The organism is Sulfitobacter dubius (assembly GCF_027214245.1).
GTDB classification, from domain to species: domain Bacteria; phylum Pseudomonadota; class Alphaproteobacteria; order Rhodobacterales; family Rhodobacteraceae; genus Sulfitobacter; species Sulfitobacter dubius_A.
This window is the reverse complement of sequence record NZ_JAPWHM010000003.1, coordinates 28,082-54,556: the sequence shown is the minus strand read 5'-3', so window position 1 is coordinate 54,556 and position 26,475 is coordinate 28,082. Positions and strand designations below refer to the sequence as shown.

At 61.0% G+C, this 26,475-nt stretch carries 25 protein-coding genes and 1 tRNA gene; 6 read left to right on the top strand and 20 right to left on the bottom strand.

Features of this window, described 5'->3' with window-relative positions; all coding sequences use genetic code 11:
* The first annotated feature begins 59 nt into the window (after window positions 1–59).
* Window positions 60–710, top strand: coding sequence for an invasion associated locus B family protein (locus O4H31_RS07295; protein ID WP_269344292.1), 651 nt, complete (start codon window positions 60–62; stop codon window positions 708–710).
* A 74-nt stretch (window positions 711–784) separates the two neighbouring features.
* Here the strand turns inward: O4H31_RS07295 and O4H31_RS07290 are convergent, their stop codons facing one another.
* Genes O4H31_RS07290 through O4H31_RS07275 form a run of 4 tightly spaced genes read right to left on the bottom strand, consistent with a single transcriptional unit; the run spans window position 785 to window position 5,030 of the window.
* Window positions 785–1,993: a beta-ketoacyl-[acyl-carrier-protein] synthase family protein gene (locus O4H31_RS07290; protein WP_269344290.1), complete on the bottom strand. Its 1,209-nt coding sequence runs from the start codon at window positions 1,991–1,993 to the stop codon at window positions 785–787.
* A 4-nt stretch (window positions 1,994–1,997) separates the two neighbouring features.
* Window positions 1,998–2,255, bottom strand: coding sequence for an acyl carrier protein (locus O4H31_RS07285; RefSeq protein WP_067628645.1), 258 nt, complete (start codon window positions 2,253–2,255; stop codon window positions 1,998–2,000).
* A 32-nt stretch (window positions 2,256–2,287) separates the two neighbouring features.
* Window positions 2,288–3,379: a UDP-3-O-(3-hydroxymyristoyl)glucosamine N-acyltransferase gene (gene lpxD / locus O4H31_RS07280; protein ID WP_269344287.1), complete on the bottom strand. Its 1,092-nt coding sequence runs from the start codon at window positions 3,377–3,379 to the stop codon at window positions 2,288–2,290.
* Window positions 3,380–3,413: 34 nt separating this feature from the next.
* Window positions 3,414–5,030 carry a L,D-transpeptidase family protein gene (locus tag O4H31_RS07275; RefSeq protein ID WP_269344285.1) on the bottom strand — a complete coding sequence of 539 codons (1,617 nt, stop codon included), beginning with the start codon at window positions 5,028–5,030 and terminating at the stop codon, window positions 3,414–3,416.
* Window positions 5,031–5,361: 331 nt separating this feature from the next.
* Here O4H31_RS07275 and O4H31_RS07270 point away from each other — a divergent pair, with 331 nt between their 5' ends.
* From O4H31_RS07270 to O4H31_RS07255, 4 genes are all read left to right on the top strand, one after another.
* Window positions 5,362–5,931: a YcbK family protein gene (locus O4H31_RS07270; protein ID WP_120351067.1), complete on the top strand. Its 570-nt coding sequence runs from the start codon at window positions 5,362–5,364 to the stop codon at window positions 5,929–5,931.
* A gap of 140 nt (window positions 5,932–6,071) precedes the next feature.
* A complete protein-coding gene (locus tag O4H31_RS07265) occupies window positions 6,072–7,709 on the top strand; it encodes an FAD/NAD(P)-binding protein (RefSeq protein WP_269344280.1) in 1,638 nt (545 codons plus the stop codon).
* Window positions 7,710–7,820: 111 nt separating this feature from the next.
* Window positions 7,821–8,417, top strand: a complete 597-nt coding sequence (locus tag O4H31_RS07260) for a L,D-transpeptidase (protein ID WP_416153209.1) — start codon at window positions 7,821–7,823, stop codon at window positions 8,415–8,417.
* Between the two features lie 436 nt (window positions 8,418–8,853).
* Window positions 8,854–9,144: a hypothetical protein gene (locus tag O4H31_RS07255; RefSeq protein WP_269344278.1), complete on the top strand. Its 291-nt coding sequence runs from the start codon at window positions 8,854–8,856 to the stop codon at window positions 9,142–9,144.
* A gap of 113 nt (window positions 9,145–9,257) precedes the next feature.
* Here O4H31_RS07255 and O4H31_RS07250 read toward each other — a convergent pair.
* From O4H31_RS07250 to O4H31_RS07175, 16 genes are all read right to left on the bottom strand, one after another.
* A tRNA-Ser gene (locus O4H31_RS07250) sits at window positions 9,258–9,347 on the bottom strand.
* A 72-nt stretch (window positions 9,348–9,419) separates the two neighbouring features.
* Window positions 9,420–10,142 (bottom strand): alanyl-tRNA editing protein, encoded by a 723-nt coding sequence (locus O4H31_RS07245; RefSeq protein ID WP_269344276.1) that lies wholly within the window; start codon window positions 10,140–10,142, stop codon window positions 9,420–9,422.
* Window positions 10,139–12,505: a DUF3772 domain-containing protein gene (locus O4H31_RS07240; protein WP_269344272.1), complete on the bottom strand. Its 2,367-nt coding sequence runs from the start codon at window positions 12,503–12,505 to the stop codon at window positions 10,139–10,141. Before O4H31_RS07240 ends, O4H31_RS07245 begins: the two co-directional genes overlap by 4 nt.
* Window positions 12,502–13,536: a cysteine synthase A gene (locus O4H31_RS07235; RefSeq protein WP_269344270.1), complete on the bottom strand. Its 1,035-nt coding sequence runs from the start codon at window positions 13,534–13,536 to the stop codon at window positions 12,502–12,504. The genes O4H31_RS07240 and O4H31_RS07235 overlap by 4 nt, the downstream gene beginning before the upstream one ends.
* A 13-nt stretch (window positions 13,537–13,549) precedes the next feature.
* A complete protein-coding gene (locus O4H31_RS07230) occupies window positions 13,550–14,683 on the bottom strand; it encodes an NUDIX domain-containing protein (RefSeq protein WP_269344268.1) in 1,134 nt (377 codons plus the stop codon).
* 5 nt (window positions 14,684–14,688) lie between these two features.
* A complete protein-coding gene (locus O4H31_RS07225) occupies window positions 14,689–15,129 on the bottom strand; it encodes a TrgA family protein (protein WP_269344266.1) in 441 nt (146 codons plus the stop codon).
* A gap of 35 nt (window positions 15,130–15,164) precedes the next feature.
* A complete protein-coding gene (locus O4H31_RS07220) occupies window positions 15,165–16,376 on the bottom strand; it encodes an SAM-dependent methyltransferase (RefSeq protein WP_269344264.1) in 1,212 nt (403 codons plus the stop codon).
* Window positions 16,377–16,438: 62 nt separating this feature from the next.
* On the bottom strand, window positions 16,439–17,860 hold the full coding sequence (locus O4H31_RS07215; RefSeq protein WP_269344263.1) for a cryptochrome/photolyase family protein: 1,422 nt from the start codon (window positions 17,858–17,860) through the stop codon (window positions 16,439–16,441).
* A gap of 61 nt (window positions 17,861–17,921) precedes the next feature.
* A complete protein-coding gene (locus O4H31_RS07210; protein ID WP_269344262.1) occupies window positions 17,922–19,145 on the bottom strand; it encodes an aminotransferase class V-fold PLP-dependent enzyme in 1,224 nt (407 codons plus the stop codon).
* Window positions 19,146–19,243: 98 nt separating this feature from the next.
* Complete coding sequence (locus O4H31_RS07205) at window positions 19,244–20,881, bottom strand: BCCT family transporter (RefSeq protein ID WP_206054257.1); 1,638 nt, start codon at window positions 20,879–20,881, stop codon at window positions 19,244–19,246.
* Window positions 20,882–21,056: 175 nt separating this feature from the next.
* Window positions 21,057–21,482 carry an HIT family protein gene (locus tag O4H31_RS07200; RefSeq protein WP_269344259.1) on the bottom strand — a complete coding sequence of 142 codons (426 nt, stop codon included), beginning with the start codon at window positions 21,480–21,482 and terminating at the stop codon, window positions 21,057–21,059.
* Window positions 21,483–21,549: 67 nt separating this feature from the next.
* Window positions 21,550–22,536 carry an acryloyl-CoA reductase gene (acuI, locus tag O4H31_RS07195; protein ID WP_269344257.1) on the bottom strand — a complete coding sequence of 329 codons (987 nt, stop codon included), beginning with the start codon at window positions 22,534–22,536 and terminating at the stop codon, window positions 21,550–21,552.
* A 36-nt stretch (window positions 22,537–22,572) separates the two neighbouring features.
* Window positions 22,573–23,676 carry a dimethylsulfoniopropionate demethylase gene (locus O4H31_RS07190; RefSeq protein ID WP_269344254.1) on the bottom strand — a complete coding sequence of 368 codons (1,104 nt, stop codon included), beginning with the start codon at window positions 23,674–23,676 and terminating at the stop codon, window positions 22,573–22,575.
* Window positions 23,676–24,176, bottom strand: a complete 501-nt coding sequence (locus tag O4H31_RS07185) for a DinB family protein (RefSeq protein ID WP_269344252.1) — start codon at window positions 24,174–24,176, stop codon at window positions 23,676–23,678. The genes O4H31_RS07190 and O4H31_RS07185 overlap by 1 nt, the downstream gene beginning before the upstream one ends.
* Window positions 24,173–24,805 (bottom strand): DUF1326 domain-containing protein, encoded by a 633-nt coding sequence (locus O4H31_RS07180; RefSeq protein WP_269344250.1) that lies wholly within the window; start codon window positions 24,803–24,805, stop codon window positions 24,173–24,175. The genes O4H31_RS07185 and O4H31_RS07180 overlap by 4 nt, the downstream gene beginning before the upstream one ends.
* Before the next feature lies 1 nt (window position 24,806).
* Window positions 24,807–25,595 (bottom strand): DUF2182 domain-containing protein, encoded by a 789-nt coding sequence (locus O4H31_RS07175; RefSeq protein ID WP_269344248.1) that lies wholly within the window; start codon window positions 25,593–25,595, stop codon window positions 24,807–24,809.
* A 77-nt stretch (window positions 25,596–25,672) separates the two neighbouring features.
* Between O4H31_RS07175 and O4H31_RS07170 the strand changes: the two genes are divergently transcribed.
* Window positions 25,673–26,419 carry a FadR/GntR family transcriptional regulator gene (locus O4H31_RS07170; protein WP_269344222.1) on the top strand — a complete coding sequence of 249 codons (747 nt, stop codon included), beginning with the start codon at window positions 25,673–25,675 and terminating at the stop codon, window positions 26,417–26,419.
* The last annotated feature ends 56 nt before the right edge of the window (window positions 26,420–26,475 follow it).

Sequence of the window (26,475 nt, the reverse complement as noted above, 5' to 3'; positions counted from 1 at the left end):
CACTGACAATCCCAAGGCGGCGTGGTAAGGGGCGGTAACGCAACAAATGTGGATATGACATGAGCAAGTTTATGACCGCCCTGCCGCTTTGTGCAGCGCTTGCACTGACGGCCCCAATGACGGCTTTCGCCCAGACTGCCACGGAAGAAGAGCCAGCACAGACCGAAGAGCAGCAGCCCCAGCCCGGCACCAGCGGCAATGCCGCCCAGATCGAAGAGCAGCTGAGCCTTGGCGAAGACGCGGACAAAGACCCCGAACTGGGCAAGCCCTACACCAAGAAAGAGATTGGCTCTTGGGAGATGCGCTGCATCAAGACCGAGGAAGAGGTCGACCCCTGCCAGATGTACCAACTGCTTGCCGATGGTGAAGGCGCGCCAGTTGCCGAAGTTTCGCTTTTCCGTCTGCCCGATGGTGGTCAAGCCAAAGCCGGTGCCACGGTTGTTGTCCCGCTTGAGACGGCCTTGCCCGCGCAGCTGACCCTGTCGGTCGATGGTGGCAAAGCCCGCCGCTATCCCTATGCTTTCTGCAACCCGGTGGGCTGCTATGTGCGGATGGGTCTGACAGATGCCGATATCGGCGCCTTCAAGCGCGGCAAAGAAGCGGTCTTGACCATCGTGCCCGCATTGGCCCCCGATCAAGAGGTCAAGCTGACACTCTCGCTCGACGGTTTCACCGCTGGCTACGACGAAGTGTCGGTGATCGAGCAGTAAGACCTGCCTAAATTCACGAATTTTGATGCCGCTCCCTGCCGGGGGCGGCATTTTTCGTCCGGCGTTAGGATCGTTCAGGCTCGGCGCAGGGCCAGAACGGCGTTCATCCCACCAAAGGCGAAGGCGTTGCTGAGCGCCACATCGACCTGCGCGTCACGGGCCTCATTCGGCACCACGTCGAGGGCGCATTCCGGGTCGGGTTCTTCATAGCCGATGGTGGGCGCGATCACCCCGTCGCGCAGCGCCATGATACAGGCCAAAAGCTCAACCGCACCGGTGCCGCCGATCACATGGCCGTGCATGGATTTCGTCGAAGAGATCATCAGTTGATCCGCGTGAGTGCCAAACACATCCGCGACCGCCGCACATTCGGTCTTGTCGTTCGCCGCCGTCCCGGTGCCATGAGCGTTGATATAGCCGACCTCTTCGCGATTGATCCCCGCATCGGCCAGCGCCCCCTGCATGGCCCGTGCGGCCCCAGCTTTGGAGGGCATGACGATATCACTGGCATCCGAAGTCATGGCGAAACCCGCGACCTCGCAAAGGATTTCCGCCCCACGTGCCCGCGCGTGGTCATAGTCTTCGAAAACAAAGACCCCCGCGCCCTCGCCCTGTACCATTCCGTTGCGGTTGGCAGAGAAGGGCCTGCAGGCATCGCGGCTCATCACGCGCAGCCCTTCCCATGCCTTCACCCCGCCAAAACAGAGCATCGATTCCGAGCCGCCCGTCACCATCACCGGGCTCATGCCCGAGCGGACCATCGCGAAGGCCTGCGCCATGGCGTGGTTGGACGATGCGCAGGCGGTCGACACGGTAAAGGACGGGCCGCGTAGGTTCCATTCCATGCTGACATGGCTGGCGGCGGCATTGTTCATCAGTTTGGGTACCACGAAGGGATGCACCCGGTTTTTGCCCTCTTCATAGACGGCGCGGTAGTTGTCGTCCCACGTGGACACACCACCCCCCGCCGTGCCCAGCACCACCCCGGCGCGGGCGGCCAACTCATCGGTAAAGGTCAGCCCCGACTGCTCGATAGCTTCGCGCGCGGCGGCGAGGGTGAATTGGGTGAAACGGTCATAAAGTGCGATCTGCTGGCGGTTGTAGCGCCCTTCGGCCTCAAACCCGCGCACCTGACCACCGATGCGGATGGCCAGCCGCTCCACATCGCGGAACTCAAGTGGGCCGATGCCGCATTTGCCTTCGCGCATCGCGGCAAGTGTCTGTGGCACCGACAGGCCCAGAGCGTTGATCGTGCCGGCGCCGGTGATGACAACTCTTTTCATGGGCTCAGCTCTGTTCGGCCTTTAGCCGTTCCACCCCGGCGACGATGCTGCGCACGGTCGAAATGTCGAAATCGCTTTCGCTCGGGCTATTGGCATTGAAGGGCACGTTGATGTCGAATGTTTCTTCTATGGCGAAGATGCATTCGACGACCCCCATGCTGTCGATGCCCAGATCCTCCAGGGTGCTGTCGAGCGTGACATCCTCCGGCTCAATCATGGCCTGTTCGGCGAGGATGGTAATGACCTGATCCTGAGTGCTCATGGCTGCGTCCCTCAACAATGTCCGCGGCAGGTTTAGTCAGCCTTGTAGGCTTTGGAAACCACCTTTTGTAGGGCCGCGACATCACGCAGCAGTTTGGGCAAACGGCGCAGTGCTTTGTAAATTTCGGTTTGCTTGCTCATCTGCGTGGCGGGGTAGCCCAGCATGGTCCGGCCCTCGGGCACGTTAGACAGCACAACCGTCCCGCCACCTGCAATCACCCGGTCACCGATGGTGATATTGTCGGCCAGACCGACCTGCCCGCCCAACACGACGTTGTCGCCCACGCGGGTCGAACCACCGACCCCGGCCTGCCCGCAAAGCAGGCAGTTTTTGCCGATCACTGCGTTATGGCCGATGTGGACAAGGTTATCGATTTTCGTGCCATCGCCCACGCGGGTGTCGCGGATGGTGCCGTTATCGATGGTGGAACCCATGCCCATCTCAACATCCGCGCCGATGGTCACAGCGCCAAGCGAATGAATGCGGGTCCAAGGTTGCGGTGCCGCGTCGCCCTGATCGCCCAAGGTCTGCCGCGCGCTTTCCACGGTAGAAAGCTCAGCCGTCACGAAAGAGAAACCGTCGCCGCCCAAGCGCACGCCCGATTGCGCGATGAAGCGTGAACCGATGGTGACGCGCGCGCCGATGCTGACGTGTTCACGAAGGAAAGAACCCTCGCCCAGTGATGCATCAACGCCGACAAAGCACAGCGGTCCGATCACGCTGCCCGCGCCAATCCGCGCCCCGGCAGAGATCACCGCCAGCGGCCCGACCGAGACATCATCGCCAAGCACGGCCTCGGGATCGATCACGGCGGTGGGGTGAATGCCCGGTTTGAACCCCTGCCCTGTGTCGAGCATGCGCGTCACACCGGAAAGTGCATAGCGTGGACGGTTGGGCAAGATTGCCGCCTTGAGACCCAGAGCCCGCCAATCAGCCCCCTCCCAAAGCATCGCCACCTCGGCGGCACCCTCAGAAAGCCTGCTGGCATAGCGCGGGTCCATCGCCAGCGCCATCTCACCCTGTTTGGCACTGGCCGGTTCGGCGACGCCGCTGACCATGAGTTCGATGTCGCCGTCGGCGCTGGCGCCGACGGCTTTGGCGATTTGCTGAACACTATAGGTCATTTCGGGCGGCCCTTACTTGTTGCGCGCCCGAGAGTTACCCCTGAACGCCACGCAAGGCCACCCCCGCCTTGGCCAGCGCGTTCCAGATCAGCGCATCCCGGCCATAGACGTCATCGCGGTATTCGGTGTGACCACGGGCGTTGGTGACGGCGGTGCGGTAGATCAAATGCACGGGCACCTGCTCTTCCAAGACGATCCGTGTCTCGCGGCCACTGCGCAGAATGGCTTGGAACTCGCCCTCGGGATCCGCAGACTGTGGGGCCAACAGCGCATAGGCAAACTCAAACGGTTCGGCCAGACGCACGCAGCCATGGCTGAAGGCCCGCACATCGCGGTCAAACAGGCTCTTGGCCGGGGTGTCATGCAGGTAGATGTTGTACTTGTTGGGGAACATGAATTTCACCAGACCCAGAGCATTGGTGTTGCTGGGCGGCTGGCGCATGGCAAAGGGGAAGGTCCGCGCGGTATATTTGTTGAAGTTCACCGCACCCCGGTTCACCTTGCGGCCCCGGCTGTCTGTGATCTCAATATGGTTCACGGCATAGGAGTTGCGCTTGAGCTGCGGCAGGTATTCCCCAACGATGATCGAGCGCGGCACATACCAGCTTGGGTTCACCACCATATGCTCCATCACATCCGAAAATTCCGGCGTCGGGCGGTCTTCGCGGGCGGCACCTACGACCGAACGGGTCTGGAAGGTGGTCTTGCCATCGTCGATGATCTTGGCCGAGAAATCGGGGATGTTCACAAGGATATGACGTTTGCCGCGGTCGGTGTTGAACCAGCGCTCGCGCTCAAGTGCCACCATGACCGATTGCAGCCGCTGCTCTACACCGATGTTGATCTGCTTCATCGTGGCCGGACCTGCGACACCATCGGTGTTCAGCCCATGCGCCTCTTGGAACTGGCGCACGGCATCGGTGAGGCTGGCGTCATAGCCAACGGCATTGGACCGCTCCAGATAGCCCATGGCGATGAGACGGTTGCGCAGCGCGATCACATCATTGCCAGTATCGCCCGGCTCAAGCTTGCCTGCGGGAACCGACGGGCCCCAACCGCCCTGAGACAGCAGCTTCTCCATCGCGATCTTCTCCTTGAGCAGCGCATTATACTCTAGGCTGCGCGGCGGCAGGGCGCGGAAATAAGCGGCGGGAGTGGATTTGGGCAGGTCTTGCAGATAGGTCTTGTGGTCACGGTAAGGGATTTCACGCACGATCTGGCTGATGATCCGCTTAGGGATCAGCACGCCGGTCTGTATGTCGCGGGCGTAGCGCAGGAAGACGCGGCTCAGTTCAACTTCGGCGAATCCCCGGTCGCGCGGGCTCTGCGCGTTGCGCAGCATCTCCAAAACGGCATCGGGGTTATAGCGCGTCACCGGCAGGCCGTGGTCATCCGCCGTGGTGATCGCCCGCAGCAGTTCCGAACGACGCGCGCGGTGTTCCTCGGCGGCGCCGGTCCAAATCGCGGCATAGTCATTTTCGCGGTAGAAGGCAGCGATGTCATCGTCCTGCGCGGCGGCCTCGGCGACCGCCTGTTTGAAAGCGGTGACCTGCGCCGTGGCGGGCCCGGCAAAGATCAACGCCGTGATCATCAGGGCCAGCCCCGCGATTAGATTGGGCAGATGCCGTGAAGATGTCGCGCTGAATCCCATGTCGTTCCCCGTGAATTTACCATTGCCGCCGAGCGACCCTATTGCCTGCCCGGTTTGCCAAGAATAAGACGCGCAAGTCCATTCAAATTTCCGTTCGCAGGAAAATCTGGTTTTGGTCTGTGCGCATCGGGCATCGGTTTTCCCTGTAAACATTGGGTTTTTTAACCACATTGCGCAAAAACTTGCCTAAATTTGTACCTCTCGGGAACCTTTCCGATTCAGCCCTTGGTCAGATTTTCCCGCTATGCAATAACAATGTTGCATCTGGGGATGAGATGAATGGCCCATGTAACATCTTGGGTAACTTAGGCAGACGACGGGACAGAGACACATGACAGGCACAAGCTCCTCGGGTATGACCCGACGCGCCCTTCTGGGTGCATTCGCAGCAACCACCGTTGCAGCAGCTCCCACCTTCTCTAACGCGGCAGGTTTTCTGCGTGGCGCTGGCGATATTCGCCGCATCCGCATGTTCTCCGGTCGCACAGGCGAACGGCTGGACATGATCTATTGGATCGAAGGTCACTATATCAAAGACGCCTTTGCCGAGATCAACCACTTTATGCGCGATTGGCGGACGGATGAGGTCACCAACATGGACCTGCGTACCGTCGACATCATGGCCGCGTCGCATAACCTGCTGGATGTGAATGAGCCCTATATGCTCCTGTCCGGCTACCGCAGCCCAAAGACCAACGCGATGTTGCGCTCCCGCTCTAGCGGTGTGGCCAAGAACTCGCTGCACCTCAAAGGTCAGGCCGCTGACCTGCGCCTCGCATCCCGCTCGGTGCATCAGGTGGCCCGTGCGGCGATGGCCTGCGGCGGCGGCGGTGTTGGGCGCTATTCCGGCTCCAACTTCACCCATATGGACTGTGGTTCGGTGCGCAGCTGGGGCGGCTGATCGCAGCCTCTCCGGTGAAATGAGTGGTTTGTTAAGGGCGCCTTCGGGTGCCTTTTTTGTTGCGCGCTTTTGGTGCGCGCGGGCTTTCCCCTGCGATGGCGCGGCTCTACGGTCGCGCTGGAATAAGACCGGGGAGCGACATGCAGGCAAAGGGTACAGCGCGAATTGCGGTGATCGGATTCGGGCCACGGGGCCTTGGCGCGTTGGAGGCCCTGTCACAGCGCCTCAAGACCACCGACCGCCGCGTGCAGATCGATATTTACGAGCCCGGCCCCTACCCCGGCGCCGGACCAAACTTCGCCCCATCAGAGCCGGCCTATTGTCTGCTCAACATCCCATACCGCGATATCGCCATCCGGCCGCCGCAAGGAACGACCGTGGGGCGCTTTGCGGAGTGGCAAGTCAAGCCCATCGATCCCGACAGTTTCCCATCCCGCGCCGATATGGGCCGCTACCTTAATGCGCGTTGGGACGATCTTTTTGCGCAGGGTTTTAAAAAAACCGGCGCGACGCTCAGGCTGATCCCGGCCCAAGTCTCGCGGATCTCGCGAAAAGACCCGGGCTGGCGTGTCGAATCGAAGTCCGGCGCGGAGGCAGTCTATAACGAGGTCCTTCTCACCCTCGGCCAGCCGCCCGTAGAGGCGGACGCGCAATGGGCCGGATGGCAAGATCACGCGGCGCTGACTAAGGCGGAGGTCGCGCAGGCCTATCCTGCGGCAGCGCTCGCTGAACAGGCGGCGGGCTGGCAGGGCAAACAGGTCGCCATCCGGGGCTTGGGTCTGTCGACCTATGACGTGTTGCGCAGCCTGACCACGGCGCAAGGCGGCGGTTTCGATCCGGCGGGCTATCACGCCTCGGGCCGGGAGCCGAACCGCATTCTGCCCTTCTCGCTCAACGGACAGCCACCTTTCCCCAAGCCGGGAGATGGCGCCTTCGACGCGCTTTTCGAGCCATTACCGGAGGAAACCGCCCACTTCATCCAATCCGCCACGGCAGCGGTCAGCGCGGGGCCTGAGGTGGCACCCTCGCTTATCTCAGGGGCCTTGGTGCCCGTGGTGGCCCGCATCCTTAAACCGCAGAATGTGAGCAAGGCGCAGATCTTGGACTGGCTGGAAACGGAATGGTCAGACCCCGGCGCGCAGGACCGTCTGCCCTCAATGGACGCCCTGCGCTATGGGATAGACCTGGCCGCCGGAGAGGTCGCGCCGAGCCCCGGTTACGCGCTTGGGCAGGTTTGGCGCAAATGGCAGGATCAATGGCGCGCGGCCTTCAATCCGGGCCACGCGACCCCGGAGACGGCAAAGCGGTTGATAGACTTCGACGAGGGGTTAAAGCGGTATTCTTACGGGCCGCCCCTGTCCTCGGCGCGAGAACTGCTGGCCCTTATCGACGCGGGATTGGTTGATCTGGCGCTCACCACAAACCCCGAAATTGCGGAGACAGAGCAAGGTTGGACCCTCCGCTCACAAGGGCGGGAGGCGAAGGTCTCCGTTATTATCGACGCGGTGCTTCCTGCGCCGGTCCTCTCCAACATCAAGGGCCCGCCCCTCCCCGACCTTATCACGCAGGGTTTCCTCGCGCCGGTCTCAACCGATCTGGCCGCGGCGATTGCGCCCGACGGTACCCTACGTGACCGAGGCGGACACCCCGTGCCCGGCCTCTGCCTATTGGGCCGTTTGGCGTTTGGCAGCGTGACGGCGGTGGATTCGTTGCATGATTGTTTTGGCCAATCCGCCAACCGTTGGGCGCAGGGCGTGATTGAAAGACTGTCCGCTTAAAGCGCTGTTGAAAAGCTACAACAGTTTGTGATCCCGTTATAATGATGGAACAGCCGGGCCCTGAAACGGTTTCCCCTTCAACACGAGATTGAAGAATAGGGGAAAGACGCAATGAGAAGACGACATTTCATCACCGGTATAGCAGCCAGCGGCGCAGCATTCAGCGGCGGCCTCGCCACGCCCGCATTGGCGCATCCGCCCAAGGAAATGCCGAACTATGATGTGCCGCCAGAGATGATGCCGCGCAAAGTGCCGATCGCGGCAGGCGCGCCGCCCTATGAGATCCACGTCGATCCCGATAATTTCGCGCTCTACTGGACGCTGCCCGACAATATGGCATGGCGCTATACTGTGGGCGTCGGTCGCCCGGGTCTTTACGAGTCCGGTGAGTTCTACGTGGGCGCCAAGAAAGAATGGCCAAGCTGGACCCCGACGCCGGATATGATCGACCGCGAACCGGAGAAATACGCGAAATACGCCGATGGTATGGATGGCGGCCTCGACAATCCGCTGGGGTCTCGCGGCCTCTACCTCTTTACCGAAGAGCGCGGCGACACCTTTCTGCGGATCCACGGCACCAACGATCCCAGCACGCTAGGCAAGCGCGTCTCCAACGGCTGCGCTCGTCTGGTGAACGACCAGATGGCCGAGCTTTATGACCGGGTACCGATGAACACCCGCGTGGTGCTTTACGAGCCACTTGTCTAAGCAATATCACAGTACAAACCTAAAGCCCGGAGCGGAGATTATCCGCTTCGGGCTTTTCTTTGCCGCCAAATCAAACGCAAAGATTGAAACATTCTACACGGGCTGAGGAGCAGTCCGTGCAGCGGCGTGGGACACGTTCCTGCGACGGGTATGTAACAGGGCTTGAAAGGGGGCATTTTGCCCCTGTTTGCAGTGCGCATCAAACGTGTCGATTCATAAAAAGTATATATCAAACAATTCGTTAGGTGGTTGCTGTTAATTGTTACGGTTCAATCGCGCGGCGTCTCACTTCAACACAGCGCGGTGAACCGAGTTGCTTTGTAACAGCCCACTTTCACCCTTTAATATGATTGTATCGAACGGGCCTCCCGACCTCCCCGCCTCTCCCCAGAGCGAGTAAGCCGACGCCCTTTCCCAAACCTGAAAGGACCTGAAAATGAAACTCTTTATCGCAACCGCCGCCGCCACTCTGATCGCCACTGCCAGCTTTGCCGGTCAGTCGACCCGCTACGATGACCTGCGGCTCGATACCTCCGTGACCTCTGTCGTTGTCTACGCTGAGCAGGCCGGTGCCACCCGTCCCAACGAACGCGCCGCAGACCTGCGGCTGGAGACATTCTCGGATGATCGTGCGCCTGTCGCCACCTTCTCAACCAACGGCCTGCAGAGCAGCTTGGGCGAAGGTTTTGCCTATGGCGGTTTTGGCGCGGCTAACGACTCCCGCTGAGTCGACGTGAATAGAACTGAGAAGGCCCGGACCGAGAGGTGCCGGGCTTTCTTGCATGCACCAGAGAACGGCCCAGACGGGCTGAAAAACTATATTCTCAAAAAGGGGGAAAATGGCGGAGCGACAGGGATTCGAACCCTGGAGACGGTCTCCCGCCTACACACTTTCCAGGCGTGCGCCTTCGACCACTCGGCCACCGCTCCGTTGATGCGCGGTTTAGCTTGGGGGGACAGTGAGTTGCAAGAGCGAAATCCCCCCAAGACAGATAAATTTATCTAACCACCCAGATGGACATAGACCCGGCGGTTTAATCGGCCCTTTTTCTCAATCTTTCCAAGGCGAAGCGCGCCAATTTCGCCGGTTCGGGCCACATGGGTGCCGCCACAGGGCTGCAAGTCGATGGGGTTTTGCGCGTCACCAATCCGGATCAGACGAATGTCGCCCCGCCCGCGTGGGGGCGCGACGGACATGGTTTTAACCAGTTCCGGGGCCGCATCAAGTTCGGCTTCCGTGATCCAATCCTCGCTCACCCGCGCGTCGAGAGAGACGAAGTGGTTCAGCGCCTCTTCCAACTCCGCCCGATCTTGGGGCGCATCGGGCATGTTGAAATCAAGCCGCCCATGGCTGGCCGAGATCTGCCCCCCCGTCACCGGATGCGGGATCACCACTGACAACAGATGCAGCGCCGTGTGCACGCGCATATGTTTATGGCGCCGGTCCCAGTCGAGCTCTTGGGTCACATAGGCCCCAACGGGCGGCAGGGCACGCGGCTCTGCCGGAACCAGCGCGATACGGCCACTGTCACGGTCGCGCACGGTGGTGGCGATGGAGAGTTCCTGTTTGTCCCATGTCAGCCAGCCGCTGTCGCCCGGCTGGCCGCCCCCAGTGGGGTAGAACAGGGAATTGTCCAAGATCACCCCGCCCTCTGGCGTATGGGCCGCCACGCGGGCCGGCGCGTCGCGCAGATAGGCTTCTGTCCGAAACAGTTCGCCTGTCATGCCTGCGGCTCCGCCGTTTTGCCGCCCTCGTCCTGCGCGGGCGCGGCATCGCTTTTCAAAGCTTCAGGATTACGCAGCCAGAGATCACGCTGGGCAAAGGGAATTTCGATCCCTTCTTCGTTGAAGCGCGCGGCGATGGCATGGTTGATGTCGTTCTTGACCTTCATCATCCAATTGACATCCCGCAGGTAGCAGCGGACTTCGAATTCCAGCGCATCGGCACCGAAGTTCAGGAACAGCACCGCAGGCGGCGGGTTGGTCAGCACGATGGGCTGCGCTTGGGCGATCTCTTGCAAGATGCCCTCTACCCGTTTGGTATCGGTGCCATAGGCCACGCCCACGGGCACGATCAGGCGGCCCACGGTATTGCCCCGGGTGTAGTTGGTGACCGTGCCGCTTATAAGATCGGCGTTGGGCACGATCACATCCGTGCGGTCAAAGGTCTCGATCCTTGTCGAGCGTACCGAGATGTCACGCACATAGCCCATTTGGCCGCCGACCTCGATCCAATCGCCTTCGGAGATGGGGCGTTCGATCAACAGGATGATGCCCGACACGAAGTTCGACACGACGTTTTGCAGACCGAAACCGATACCGACCGACAGCGCACCGGCGACATAGGCAAGCGCGGATAGGTCGATCCCGGCCCCGGTAATGGCCAGCAGCGCGGCGAGGAAAATACCGACATAGCCAATCCCCGAGACGATGGCGTTCTGTCCGCCGATGTCCATCCGCGTCTTTGGCAAGACGTTGCTGCGCAGCGCACCTTGAATAAGACGGGTGGCGGCATAGCCGATCACGAAAATCACCGCGAAAGACAGGAAGTCTGTCGGACGGATCCGCGTCTCGCCAAAGGCGAATCCCCGGCTGAACAGCGCCCAAAGCTCGGTCAGGTCGGTGACCCGCGCGCCCCATGCCAGCGCCATCACCGGCAGCGAAAGCAGCAGCAGGATCAGGCCAAAGAACACCGGCATCAGCGCATCGCGTGCCTGAACGCCCTGCCCGGTCATTGCGCCGTAGACATCCGCCAAGAAGCGTTGCAGCGTCATCACCAGCCCCAAAAGGACCAGTGTGGTGACATAGGGAGGCAGCAGCGACACGGCGGCGTTGTAATAGCCACTGATCAGCAAGAGCGGTGCCACCACGGCCACAATCATCGCGCCCAAGCCTAGGCCGCGCACCACGCGGCTCAGGGTCGATACGCGCGGCTCTTCAGAGGCAGGTGTATCCTCCGGCACCGGCTCGCTGTGACCGTGCAGAATGCGACCAATGCGGAACAGGGCAAAGGCGCTGAGCAACATGACAGGCAGGCGGAGCACCGCTTCGGTGGTCTCAGCCGGTTGCTGCCCGTCGAAAATCGCACGGATAATCGCGCCCAGAATGACGGTCACTGTGATGATGCTGACGTAAAAGCGCACGGCTTTCCGCTCGGGGCGCGGAAGCAGGATCAGCGCCTCGTCTTCGTCGCGTGAAAACACCCGCTCGGCCACCCAGCGAACGCCGAGCATCGCGCCGCCAATTACAGGGAGAAGCTGCACCAAGGCAGAGCCGCGAGGCCCCAGCCAATCGGTCGCTAGTACGGCCATGGCCAGCAAGACCAAACCGACCGTGGGCAGGATGATCCGCAATAGCGAAACGACGAAGCGCCAGATGCCGAAACCGCGCGCGCCAAACTGTTGGAGCCGCCCGACGATTGTCGTCGACCAGTGGTGACCGCGGAAAATCAGCACCAGGCCGAGTACGGTGAGCCCCAGTACCGCAGGGAGCGATGATCTCAGGTTGCGACGTGCGCTATCTGCATCATCCGGCGCTTCGGCGGCGATTTCTCCCGCTGCGGTGGCCAAATCGTCGATTGCCGTGCGCCAGTGGACCGGGTTGAGCGGCGTGGGCACGACCTCCATCAACTGCTCGGTCTGACGTTCGCGCAGCGCCACGTCGATTTGACCGATCAGCGCATCGGCCCGCAGGTACGCCGCTTCGGCCCGCTGAACCGGCGTCAGCAGGGTGTTAAGCTGTCGGTTCAGCTCTTCACGGTTGGCGGCGACCTCGGGCGATTCTGGCTCTGCCCCTTCGCCTTCGGGCGGGGTACCAAGGGCAGCTATTTGTTCGCGCAGCGCATTGATCCGCGCCGCGTTTAGATTTCGCGCCGCGTCGAATTTGGTGCGATAATCCACCAGCCGGGCGCGCTGCACCTCTAGCATGGTCTCGGTTGTGTCCGTCGCGTCGATTGCCTCTTCAGCGGTGGACGCGACGGATTCCCATTGGTCAAAATCCGGCAGAACCGGTTCTTGAGCGACTGCAGCGCCGGTCAGCCAGACCAGCAACGCGGTAAGGCCGAGGGCGAAGCGGAGCATTTGGGTCATGTATCCTCGAAAACACCTGGAATGGATTGCGGCGCGGCATCAAGCCAGCCGGGCGTCGGCAGCCCCTTCTCGCGCAGGAACTCTGGGTTAAAGAGCTTGGACTGATAGCGCGTGCCAAAGTCACAAAGCACGGTGACGATCGTATGCCCCGGCCCCATGTCCTTCGCCATGCGCATGGCGCCTGCGACGTTCACGCCAGAAGAAGCGCCAAGGCAGAGCCCTTCGTTTTCCAGCAGGTCAAAGACCACCGGCAAGGCTTCTTCGTCAGAGATATTGTAGGAGTAGTCCGGTTTGAACCCTTCGAGGTTCGCGGTGATCCGCCCCTGCCCGATGCCTTCGGCAATGGAACTGCCCTCGGCTTTCAACTCGCCTTCGGTGTAGTAGTTGTGCAGCGCCGCGCCATCGGGATCGGCCAGCGCGATCTTCACGCCCTTAGGCTGAAGTGCCATGGCAACGCCAACCAGCGTGCCGCCAGAGCCTACGGCGCAGCAGAAACCATCCACTTTGCCGTTAGTTTGTTCCCAGATCTCGGGACCAGTGGTTTCGATATGGGCCTGACGGTTGGCGGTATTGTCGAACTGGTTGGCCCAGATCACCCCTTCGGGCGTGGTCTTGGCCAGTTCCTTTGCCAAACGCTCGGAATAGCGGACAAAGTTGTTTGGATTTTTGTAAGGGGCTGCGGGCACCTGCACCAATTCTGCACCGGCAAGCCGCAACATGTCTTTCTTTTCCTGCGACTGTGTCTCAGGAATAACGATAACGGTTTTGAACCCCATCGAGGCGCCGACAAGCGCAAGCCCGATGCCGGTGTTGCCCGCCGTGCCTTCGACAATGGTGCCGCCGGGCTTCAACTCGCCCCGTGCGATGGCATCGCGAATGATAAACAGCGCCGCGCGGTCTTTGACCGACTGACCGGGGTTCATGAATTCCGCTTTGCCCAGAATTTCGCAGCCGGTCTCTTCGCTCGCGCCGCGCAGCCGGATCAGCGGTGTGTTTCCAATGGCCTCGGCCAGATCTTTTGCAACCTGCATGTTTGCCCCCAGTTCATGTTCCGTCCGGTTTAGCTGTCGCGCTCTCGGACCTCAAGCGTTCGCGGTGACGGGCCAGCCAATAGACGCTTGCCACCAATGGCGCATTGGCGAGCGCCTGCCCATCGGCCAAGGCCATCAGATCGTCAAAGGACATCAAATGCGACCGTATATCCTCGCCCTCTGAGACCAAACCGCCCGTGCCAATGATATGATCCGGCAAATCCGTCAATCCCACGAAAATGTGAAAGAATTCCGTCGCATTGCCGGGAGAGGCATAGACGTTTCCTACGGGTTCCAAGGCGCCTAATGTGATCCCCGCCTCTTCAACCGCCTCGCGTCGTGCGGCGCCCTGCGGTGTCTCACCGGGATCAATATGGCCTGCGATGGGCTCTAACTGCCAGCAGGTGTGATCGCCCCGCGCCAAAGGGCCCATGCGGATCTGCTCAACCAGCAGCACGCGGTCGCGTGCGGGGTCATAAGGCAGCACCAACGCCGCATCCGCACTGACAAAGACCGCGCGGTCGATCTCCTCGGACATGGCACCGTCGAAGGTCTCGTGGCGGAGCGAAATTTCATCAAGGGCAAAGAACTTTGCGTAAACGCGATCTCGGCCGGTAATCTCAATCCTACCGTCGAGGGCCAGCGGATCATGCGCGCCCGTCTTTGCCAGCACCTGTTGATGGGCGCGGCGGCGGATCATCGGGAACATCGCGTCGACTTCAGCACGGGGGCGCTTGCCCATATAGCTCATGACTTCGCGCGCCGCGTGGCACGACAGCGCGGCCCAATCGGCCTCCCACTGTGCGAGCGACCACGGCCCCTGCGCCGTCCAGCGCCCCGGCTGCGGCAGATAGACCTCGGCCGCCTGCCCGTCTGCCAGCGTCACCGGGACCAGATCATAATCGAACGCACCCTCATAGAAATCGAGCCGGGCAAAATCATCCGCGCTGAGGCCCTGCACCAACAAGCCTTCGGCCTGCGCGCCCTCGCAGGCTTCAATTGTGGGGAACGGCCCCTCCGCTGCGGCAGAGACGCGGTAGCCGGACAAGCTCGTCTCGCTAAGATCAATCGCCCTAGCGGGGCGGCCCAGTACAAGCTCCAGCAGCGGCAGATGCCGCAAAGTTCCGTAGATAAACAAATGTCGCATGGGGGTTAGGACCACCGATGATAGGCAAATTCGGTCAACAGACCAGAGATCACGGCACCCACTACAAGCGCCACGCCCATGGGTACAGTGGCAATCATCACGCCGAACTCAGCCCCAATCTGGAAAATGGCGACGATGGCCTCAAAGGGATCATCATAGCGATTGCGCAAGGCGAGACGTACCATCTCATTCGCCGCCTGCAAGAAAATCGCCCAGAGCATCAACACAAAGACACCGGCCAGACCGTTGTTGATTGCCGCCGTAATGCCACGGCCGGCGCGCTTGCCCATCACACGCCAGCCGACCAGAAGGCCCAGCACCATGTTGAGCGGCAGGAAGTACCCGAAATCCGTGCTTTCCGGCATCAAGGGCACGATCATTCCAGACAGGATAAAGGCCAGCACCGCGAGTGAGATCGCTGCCATAAGTCGTGCACCAGTCGGCATTTTCGGCTCCTAGCGGGGTCGGACCGCAGGGGCGGTCACACAGGTCGCCGTACCGTAATCTGCGTCACGTCGCAATTTCCACTGTCAAATGTCGCAGCGCAGGAAGTGAGGTAAAAATTCCACATCCGGCGAAAGCGTTCGTCAAAGCCAAGCGCGGTGATCTGATCCCATTTCGCGTTAAAGGTCTCATGCCAGCGGCGCAGCGTGATGTCATAGCTTTTGCCGAACTCGACCGAGCGGTCGACCACAAGACCGGCGCGTTCGACCTGCTCGCGCAGCACCTTGGGGCTGGGCAACATGCCGCCCGGAAAGATGTATTTCTGAATGAAATCCACGCCGCGCTTGTAAACGTCCCAGCGGGCGTGGTCGACGGTGATGATCTGTAGCGTGGCTGCGCGTCCGGGCTTCAGCCTCTGGCGGACGGTGTCGAAATAGATCGGCCAATACTGCTCGCCTACCGCCTCGAACATTTCGATACTGGCGATGCCGTCATAGAGCCCGCGCTCATCGCGGTAGTCCTGCAATTTAAAGGTCACTCGGTCTGACAGCCCGGCTTTTTTGATCCGGTCCACGGCGTATTTATATTGCTCAGCACTGATCGTGAGCGCGGTGACGTGCAAGCCCCGTTCGGCGGCGGCATATTCAGCGAAACCGCCCCAGCCGCAGCCGATCTCCAGCACGTGGTCGCCCGGTTGGACACCCATCTGATCGACCATGGATTTGTATTTGGCGGTCTGCGCGGCCTCTAGCGACATCTGCGCGCCGTCCTCGAACATGGCCGAGGAATAGGTCATCGTCTCATCCAGCCAAAGCCCGTAGAACGCATTGCCCAGATCATAATGCTTGCTGATGTTGCGTTTGGCCTGCCTGCGGTTGTTGCGTTGCAGCCAAAAGCGGAACTTCTCAAACTGGCGCAGCAACCCTTGGCCCGGAAAGCCGTCGTACACCGTCTCGTTCCCCGCGTGCACCAAATCCATGAAGGCTTGCAAATCGGGCGTCGACCACCATTCGTCAAGGTATGCGTCACAAAAGCCCAAATCGCCCTCGCGGATTAACCGGGCAAAGAGGTCATCGTTGTGGATGTGCACCTCGGCCACCGGGCCGGGTTTGGCCCCTTCGGCCCGGAACGCGCGACCATCGGGCAAAACGAAATCGACCCGCCCATGCTGCATCGCCTGCGCCATGGCAAAGACCTGCGGGAAATAGCGCGGCAGACCCTTCTGCCCCTCGGTTGTCGTCAGCTTCATACCTCGGTTCCGTTCTTATTCTTGGCGCCTACTGTAACCGCAGGCTGCTGTTTCGCAAAAATTTAAAAATCACGATTGCGGTAGGCGTCTAGCGCCCGTTCGCGCCCTTCCGAAAGATCGACGATCGGGTCGGGATAGTCGTCATCCGGGCTGAGGCCCCAGCGGCGCGGGACTGCGTCGAAATAGGCCAGCGCATCCTTGCTCGGGCTTGCCCGGCCCTCGGCGATCCAGCGGCGGGTATAGGCTCGCCCCTTGTCGAACCGATCAAGCTGGGTTTCAGGGTTGAAAATACGGAAGAACGGCGTTGCATCGGGGCCAGAGCCCGCGGCCCATTGCCAGCCCATCGCGTTATTGGCCGGATCCCAGTCGATCAGGTGCTCTTCGAACCACTTTTGGCCGATCCGCCAGTGACACATGAGGTGTTTGGTCAGATAGCTCGCCACGATCATGCGGCCCCGGTTGTGCATCCGCCCGGTGACCTGCAATTCGCGCATGGCGGCATCGACAAAGGGCACGCCGGTGCGCCCCTGTTTCCACGCCAGCACCTCGGCGCGGCGCTCATCCTCGTTCCACGGGAAGGCCTGCCATTCCTCGCGCCAGTTTTGATCTAGGATGCGTGGCGTGTGGTACATCAGATGATAAGCAAACTCGCGCCAAGCGAGTTCTTTCAGGAAGGTCTCTGCCCCGCGCTTGCCTTCTTGCATCGCCCGCTGACCTGCGTGCCAACATTGCGCCGGGCTGATTTCGCCTAAAGAGAGGTTTTCGGACAGCGCAGAGGTGCCGTCTTCGCCCGGCATGTCGCGGCTTTCATCATAGCCTTCGACGATATGCGCGATGAAGGCTCCCAGCCGCGCCTGCGCTGCGGCCTCGCCCAGACGGACAAAGGGGCGCACGATATCACGCCCGCGCTGCATCTCGGCATCCATCTGCCAATCGTCCAAGGCGTCACTCTCGGGCCAATCTTGGGGTGCTGCCATTTCGCTCGGGGTCGCCACGGGTGCCGCCACATCGCGGCTACGGACGGATTTCCAATAGGGGGTGAAGACCTTGTAAAAACCGCCGGTCTTGGTCTCGACAGTCCAAGGCTCGAACATCAGGTGTCCGGCAAAGCTGCTGGCCTCGATGCCCTCTTCTTTCAGCGCATCTTTGACCTTAGTGTCGCGGTCGATCGCGGCGGGATCATAAAGGCGGCTCCAGTACACAGCCCCTGCCCCGGTCTGCTTGATCACATCGCGCAGAACGTCCAGCGCATCCCCGCGCCGCAGGGTCAGACGGCTGCCCTTTTCTTTAAGCGTCTCCCCCAGACAGGCCAGCGCCTGCCCCAGCCGAAACTTCGGTGCAGCGCCCAGAGCGTCTGACTGGTCGTCATGAATGAAAAGCGGGATCACCGGGCGGCCCGTCTTGCAGGCCGCCGCCAATGCAGGTTGGTCGCTCAGCCGCAAATCGCGGCGGAACCACATGATAATCGGGGAATTTTCACTCACGTTCGGGGTCTTGCTCCTGGCCTGACCCCGAAACATAGCGCCCGCGCGCCGGGGTCAAGGCTCAGAGCAGATCATCCAGTGCGTTCAGCAGTTTATCCATCTCGTCCTTGGTGGTGTAATGGGTGAAGCTTAGCCGCAGCACGCCCTTGCTGTCCTCCACCCCCATCGCGCCAAGAGCGCGGCCCGCGTAGAAGGTCCCGCCGCCCGCCATGATGCCCCGCTCGGCCAGTGCCTGCGCCACGTCAATACCGGGCCGATCAAGCGCCAGAGCCACGGTCGGCGCACGTTTTTCCGCATTGCTCGGGCCGATCAGCCGCACGGAATTCCGCGCCGCCATGGCGTCCAGCAGCGGTTGCAGCAAAGCCGTCTCATGTGCCCGCATCGCATCATGCACGGCGACACCGCGCGCCGTCGCATCGGCGCTGCCGCCGATGTGGTGGGCGTGGAAAGCGTCGATGTAATCCGCCATGCCTGCGCTGGCCGCGATCTGTGCATGATCCGGGCCCGCCGGGGTGAACCGCTTATAAAGCACATCGCCGTTGAAGTGATGCGCTTGGTTCGGCAGCAGTTCCGCCAGCGCCCGGCGGATAACCATGACGCCCTGATGCGGCCCAAAGGTCTTGTAGGCGGAAAAGAGGTAGATATCCGGCCCCAGCCCCCCGACATCGGCAAAGCCGTGGGGTGCATAAGACACACCGTCAACGCAGACGAAGGCACCAGCGGCATGGGCCAGCGCCGTGATCTCGGTCACCGGGTTGATTTCCCCCACCACGTTGGAGCAATGGGGAAAGCAGACCAGCCTGACTTTCTCGTCCAAGAGTTCTTCAAGCTTGGCCGGATCCAGATGCCCGGTCTCAGGATCGATCTGCCATTCACGGATTTCGATCCCCCGCGCGGCCAGCCGCCGCCATGGGCCGGTGTTGGCCTCATGGTCTTGGTTGGTCACGACGATCGCCTCACCGGGCTGCATCATCTGACCGAAGGCCTGTGCCAGCACATAGGTGTTCTGCGTGGTCGAGGGGCCAAAGCTCAGCTCTTCCGGTGTCACGCCGAGGATCGCGGCCATGCGGGTTCGGGCCTCGTCCATCTCCTCTCCGCCAAGGCGGCTGGCCGCGTAGGGGGCGTAGGGCTGCACCTTTCGCTGGGTGTAAAAGCGATGCAACCGGTCGATAACTTGGCGGCAGGTGTAAGACCCACCGGCGTTCTCGAAAAAGGCCTGCCCCTGAAGGCTTGGCTCGGCAAAGGCGGGGAATTGGGCGCGGACCCAGTCGGAATCAATATGCATGGCGCGAAGGTCCACCGCAGCGCGGCCAAGGTCAAGCGCCCAAAGAAAACGGCGGCCCCGAGGAGCCGCCGTTTTTGGTGTCGCACTGCCTGTGGAGCTTAGCGAATTTTGCGCTCGTCCTGCAGGCCGCGGAAAATGCAGAAGCACATGAAGAGCAGCAGCAGCGTGAACAGCAACCCGGTAGAGATCACCATGGATTGCAGCGCCGCCAAGCCGCCACCGATTAGCAGAGCGATGGCCACGGCACCTTCAAAGATGCACCAGAACACCCGCTGCGGCACCGGCGCGTCGACCTTGCCGCCTGCGGTGATCGTGTCGATGACCAGCGACCCGGAGTCGGACGAGGTGACGAAGAACACCACCACCAGCACGATGCCGATGAAAGAGGTGATCGAGGCCAAGGGCAGCGCGTCCAGCATCTTGAACAGCTGCAGCGGCAGGCCCGCATCTTGGGCTGCGGTGTAGCCATCGTTCAGCACCTGATGGATCGCGGTGCCGCCAAAGATCGACATCCACAGCACACAGACGAGCGACGGGATCAACAGCACGCAAACGATGAATTCGCGCACGGTACGGCCCCGGCTGACGCGGGCGATAAACATGCCAACGAAAGGTGACCAGCTGATCCACCACGCCCAGTAGAACGCCGTCCACCCTTGGGAGAAGTTCACGTCTTCGCGGCCAAAGGGATTTGCCAGCGCGGGCAGATACTCAATGTAAGCCACCAGCGAGTCCCAGAAGAAAGTCAGCAGGAACACAGTTGGCCCGACGATCAAGGTGAACAGCGCCAGCAAGGCAGCCAGCCCCATGTTGATCTCACTCAGCACCTTCACGCCGCCATCCAGACCGCGCAGCACCGAAATCAGCGCTACGGCAGTGATGAGCGAGATCAGAACGACCTCAGAGGTGGTGCCAATCGGGATCCCGAACAACTCGTTCAAGCCCGCGTTCGCCTGTGTCGCACCCAGACCCAGCGAGGTGGCCAGACCAAAGAGCGTGGCGAAGACCGCGATGATGTCGATGATATGCCCGGGCCAGCCCCAAACACGTTCGCCCAGAACCGGATAAAAGGCCGAGCGGATCGTCAGCGGCAGACCTTTGTTATATGTGAACAACGCCAGCGCCAGCGCAACGACCGCGTAGATCGCCCAAGGGTGCAGACCCCAGTGATAGATCGTCGCCGCCATGCCAAGGCGGAGCGAACCGGCCTCATCACCCGTTGCTGCGCCCAGAGGGGCCCAGTCGGTGCGCAAACCGTTCTCTGTCGTGATTTCGCCCATGGAGGTCGAGAAATGCGTGAGCGGCTCAGACACGCCGTAGAACATCAGGCCGATGCCCATGCCCGCGGCGAAAAGCATCGCGAACCAGCCCAGATAGGTATAATCCGCGACCGCCTCATTGCCGCCAAGGCGGACATTGCCGAAAGGCGTGACAATCAGCAAAAGCGCAAAGATCACCACCAAATCGGCAGCGCCGATCAGGAACCAATCGAAGTTCTTGGTCGTAAAGTTGAACATGGCCGAGAAGATCGCGGCGGCCTGCTCTGGCAATGCAATGGTGTAAAAGACGAAGATCACCACAGCGATCCCCGAAATCAGAAAGACCGGGTTGTGAATATCCAGCCCGAACGGCCCGATCTGCCGCTCGATATTGTCCTGACCGATTTCATAATCGGTATTGATGACATCCGCCTTGCCCTCAGGCTCGGGGATGCCGTGCGAATTTGTATCGCTCATAATCTGTTCCCTCTTTGATGACAGATCACCACGCAAGGCGCGGCTTCTGTTTTTCTCATCCGTGCGCAAAGGATAGAGGCTTGCGACCATTGGGCAAGCTCTTGCGGCCAAGCTCCCTTGGAAACTTGGCTAAAACGACCTTTTCGTTGTCCGCTGCGACGTAAGTTTGGGGGGGTTACCCTGTCCCGAGCGCCGCTGCAATCGCATCGGCCTGTTCGCGAATCCGGTCCATGTCACCTTGGACGCCGGGCGGGCGCAGCTTGTCGCCCTCATGGCGAGGCAAGATATGGTAGTGCAGGTGAAAGACCTCTTGCCCGCCCGCGGCTTCGTTAAATTGCTGCACCGTGATGCCATCAGCAGCAAAGGCCCGCAGGCAGGCATTGCCGACCTTTTGAACCGTCGCCAGACAATCGGCCAACTGCGTTTGGCTGGCATCGAGCATATTGCGGCAAGGCGACTTGGGGATCACCAAGCAATGCCCCTCGGCGCGGGGCATGATGTCCATAAAGCAATAGGTCTTGTCGTCTTCATAGACCTTGAAGCTGGGGATTTCCTTGCGCAGGATCTTGGCAAAGATATTGTCGTCGTCATAGGTGGCCATCATGCTCTCCTTCTGGCGGTCGGGGCGGCGTGGACCATTAACCACACCGCCCCGCGCCGAGGCAATATCAAGCGTTTACGTCGACAACCACCCGGCCCTTAACCTGCCCTTTGAGGATGTCTGCACCGAGTTGGGGCAAATCGCTGAGACCCGCGGGTTGAACCATCGCCTCCAGCTTCTCCATCGGCAGGTCTTTCGCCACCCGCTCCCATGCGCACAGACGGTTGTCATAGGGCTGCATGACGCTGTCGATGCCCAACAGGTTTACGCCGCGCAGCAAGAAGGGGATCACCGTGGCGGGCAGTGTCGCGCCGCCCGCAAGGCCCACTGCAGCGACGCTCGCGCCATATTCCATCTGCCCCAAAACACGGGCCAGCATCGCGCCGCCAACGGCGTCAACACAGCCGCCCCATGTCTCGCCCTCAAGCGGGCGTTTGACCGTCTCGTTGATCTCATCGCGCGCGACAATCCGGCTGGCCCCGAGGCTTTTGAGGTAGTCCTCGGTCTCGGGCCGCCCAGTAACGGCTGCCACCTCATAGCCGAGATTGGCAAGGATCGCGGTCGCGACCGAACCCACGCCACCCGCGGCCCCCGTGACCAGCACCGGCCCTTTCTTGATCCCGTGGTCCTCTAACGCCATCACCGCCAGCATCGCGGTGAAGCCCGCCGTGCCCACGGCCATCGCTTGGCGCGTATCCAGCCCTTCGGGCAGCGGCACCAGCCAGTCGGCCTTGACCCGCGCCTTCTGCGCATAGCCGCCCCAATGCGCCTCGCCCACGCGCCAGCCGGTCAGCACGACCTTGTCGCCGGGTTTGTACCGCTCGTCACTCGATGTCTCGACCGTCCCGGCAAAGTCGATCCCCGGCACATGGGGATAGTTGCGAACCAGACCACCGCCAGGCCCAATGCAGAGCCCGTCTTTGTAGTTCACAGTCGAATATTCCACCGCGACCGTCACCTCGGCCTCGGGCAGTTGATCTTCGGTGATCTGGGTGACCTCTGCGTAAGTCTTGCCCTCGTCATCCTTGTTCACAATCAATGCATTAAAGCTCATCTTTCATCTCCTTTTCAGGTTTCAATTTGCTGGGCCTCAGGCCCAGAAACTCTCACGCACGGTCACATCCCGCAGGCCCTCGGGTGTCTCAACCTGCAACCGCGTGCCCGGATCCCAATGGGTCATCCGCACCATTCCAATAGCGACATTCACCCCAAAATCGGGCGACCAAATGGTCGAAGTCACCTGCCCCACGCGCTTGTCACCTGCCATCAACGGCCAAGCCCGGTCACAAAGCGGCACCGGATCGCCCGCAATCTCTAGGGGTCGTATCTGTTGCACCGGGCCTTCCTTGGCCACCCGTAGCAGCGCATCTCTGCCGATACAGCCCATCGCGGCATGGGTGTCGCAAAGCTTGCCAAGGCCGCATTCATGCGGGGTGTTATCATCGGTCATGTCATTGCCATAACTCAACAATCCGCCTTCGATCCGCTCTATCAGATTTGGACAGCCCGCGCGCACATCCAAATCGCGCCCTGCCTCGAACAGAGCATCCCACAGCGGCATGGCGATATCCGCGCCTTCTGCGTAGATCTCAAAGCCGCCCTGTTTGGAGTATCCAGACCGCGCGATATTCATGGCGCGCCCTTGGAAGTGGAATTCAGCGAAACGGAAAAACTTTACCTCCCGCACCGCCGCACCAAACAGGCGTTCCATCAGGTCTTCGGCTTTGGGTCCCTGCACCGCGAGCAGGTTCACATCCGGCTCATCCACCAGCACATCCAAATGATATCCGTTGCATATCCCCTTGGCCCACAACAATAAATCGCTATCGGCAATGGAAATCCACCAGCGATCCTCGGCCAGTTTCACCGCGACCGGATCATTGAGCATACCGCCCGTCTCATCGACGATCGGCACATAGACGCAGCGCCCCGGCGCCACATCGCGCAGATCGCGCGGCGTCAGCATTTGCATCAACCGCGACGCATCCGGCCCCCGTAACTCGACCTGTCTTTCGCAAGCCACATCCCAGACTTGCACGGCTTTCTTCAAGTGGTGGTAATCGGCCTCTGTGCTATCAAAGACAGTGGGCAGCAGCATTCGGTTATAAACGGTGTAGGCCTTCACGCCCGCTGCCTCTACCCCGGCGGAAAAGGGCGTGCGCCGTATCCGGCGTGAGGGGGAGAGTTCAGCCATCACACGTCCTCCGGCATTAAGATAAGATCGGTCACGGGCGCATCGTACCCGGCGCTGGTCAGCATGGCATGCACCTGCCCCCGATGGTGGGTCTGGTGGTTAAAGAAATGCACGACGGTTTGCGCCAAGGGAGTGGTAACCTCGCGCTGCACGATGCCGGAATACCAAGTTAAATCGGCGTCCAAAGCCTCCTGTCGAAGGCCATGGGCCCAATCCTTAATCGCCGCGTCGCACTCGCGCCGCGCGGCGCACCAAGCCATGCCGGTGGGGCAAAGTTCGGTGTCCGGCCCCTCCGGCTTGGGCAAGGCGGGATCAAAACGGGACAACCAGATTTGATCACACCAAAGAAGATGGTTGAGGGTGCCCAAGATCGAGCCGAAAAACGCCCTGCGATCTTGCGTTAACGCATCCTCGTCCATCACCTCAATAACGCTTGCCAACTGACTGTTTTGCCATGCGTTATATCGCGCCATTTCCTGAGCGTAACCGGGGGTGATCACGCAGCACCCTGCCAATCGATCGCGCAGACCTCAGCCGATTTTCCGCCGAAATCCCAGACCCGCCCATAGTCGCGGACCTTGGATTTCACCCCACGGGCCGCCACGATGTTCGGTCCCATCCAATATTTGGAATTGGTGATCGTCACCGGCTCACCCTGTTCGGCCCCGGCGAGCAGTTCGATCTCGCCGTTGATCTTCCGGCCGATGTTAATCACACGGCGGTTGCCGTCGCGAATGATCTCAACCGGAGCACGTTCGGCGCCGATGATCTCGCTCACCAGCATGGTAAACAGCCCCGTCGTGCCGCCCGCCGCGCCGCTGAAGATTTTCAACAGCCCATCATAGGCCGCCTCGCTCGCGCGGTCGTCTACATAGGCGGCGACTTTCCAGTTCCCCTCGCCCATACGGCCCGGGATGTCGACCAACAGGCCCACGTTCAGCCCGGCCAAATCCTCCCCTTCGAAATGGCCCTCGTCGATCACGATGCCCATCCACGCATGGCAGTGGCCTTCGGTCGGCAGATGCGCGCCAAGGCTGACCACGCAGGGGCAAAAGACGTCGCAGGAGCAGTTGAGGAAAAGCTCGCCTTTTATGGCCCAATTCGCGGGTGTCATCTCTCTGTTTGGCATCTTATCCTCCTGTGATCACGGGCCAACCCGCCACGACGACAGCGCCGAGGATCAGGGTTAAACCCATTGGTTTAGTTACGTAATGTCCGATTTGGGGCAGCTTTTCGATGACCATGAAAAGCGTCGCCAGCCCCATCCAAGCAAGGTTCATCACCCCACCGGCAAAGCCCAGCACCATAAAGCCCCAGCAGCAGCCTGCACAAAAGGCGCCAAGGCCCAGTCCCATGCGGAAACCGCCTGCGACACCGGGGCGCCAATGGCCCATGAAATACATCATCGGAGAGTGGCAGACGCCGTGGCAGACCTCCTTGGCGCGGGTAAATTGGTACAGGCCAACGCCCAGTAGCAGCGCCGCCGCCGTCCAGCGCGATTTGGCGATGCCCAGCATGTCGATGACCCCGCCGTGCAAGAGGAGCAATTGCAGCCCTGCAATCCCCGCCGCAAAGGCAAGCCAGACCGCGAAGTAGCCTGCAAGCACTGCCAGCCAGCCCGCGCGGGTGCCGTTGGCCGAGGTCATGAGGTCTTCGTAAGCGCGCAGCGTCGGGACCATGGTCGGGACCATCATCGCAGCCATCATCGCCCCCCACATCGTGAAAAGCGGAAAGAAGCGCGCCATGGGCATATACATATCCATGCCCGGATCCATCTGCCGCATCCGTTCACCCATCGTGCCCGGACGACCCAGCAGATCGACATCCATCTGCAACGCCATGCTGTACATCATCCACCAAGCCGCTAGAATCAGGGCGAAAAACCCCAGCCAAAGTGTTGACCGTACCATGCCCGTCATCGCCGCCCTCCCCTGCGTGCTCTTGTAGATTTAATGTCAGACAATTAAACTCCTCGCAAACACTAATTGTAAGACATATGAAAATCGATCCAAGCAGCCCCGCCGATCTATCGGCTCAAATCGCCACTGCCATTCGCGACGCCATTATCGGCGGGCGTCTGATCGTCGACCAGCGTCTGCCATCTGAGGCGGAATTGGCCGAGCAGTTCGAGGTCTCTCGCCCCACGGTGCGCGAAGCGTTGAAGCGCCTTGCCGCGCAATCGCTGATCCGCACGCAGCGCGGGCCCACGGGGGGCGCTTTCGTGAATCGCCTCAGCTTTCCAGATGCTTACGCGCAACAGATCACCACTTCTACGTTGCTATTGTCGATGAACGCGGTGAGTTTCGAAACCGCCTGCGAAGCCCGCTTCGCCCTAGAGCGCGCCTGTGCACCCTTATCGGCAGAGCGGCGCACAGCGGATCACCTTGCCACGATGCGCGCTGAAATCCACCGGCAGGCGCAGGCGGGGCTGACCGATGAGGCGTTCTGCGCGTCCGATGTCGCCTTCCACCGGGCGCTGGTTGACGGCGCGGGCAACCCGGTGCTGAGCTATCAACTCGCGGGCGCGGTCGAAGCCATGCAGCCTTTAATGAATATGATCACCTTCACCGCAAGAGATCGGGCGCGGATCATTGCCCTGCACCAAGAGATCGCCAATGCCGCAGAAGCGCAGGACGGCAAAGCGGTAACGGCAGGTTTGACTGCGCTGGAAGCGGAGACCCAAGACCTCGCCCAGAGCGTTTTCGCCGCGCTTGCTGCACGGAACGCCGGAAAGGCCGGCTGAGAAGTTGCGGCATCATATATAAATCAATGGGATGCGGGTGTATCTTGAAGCCAAAA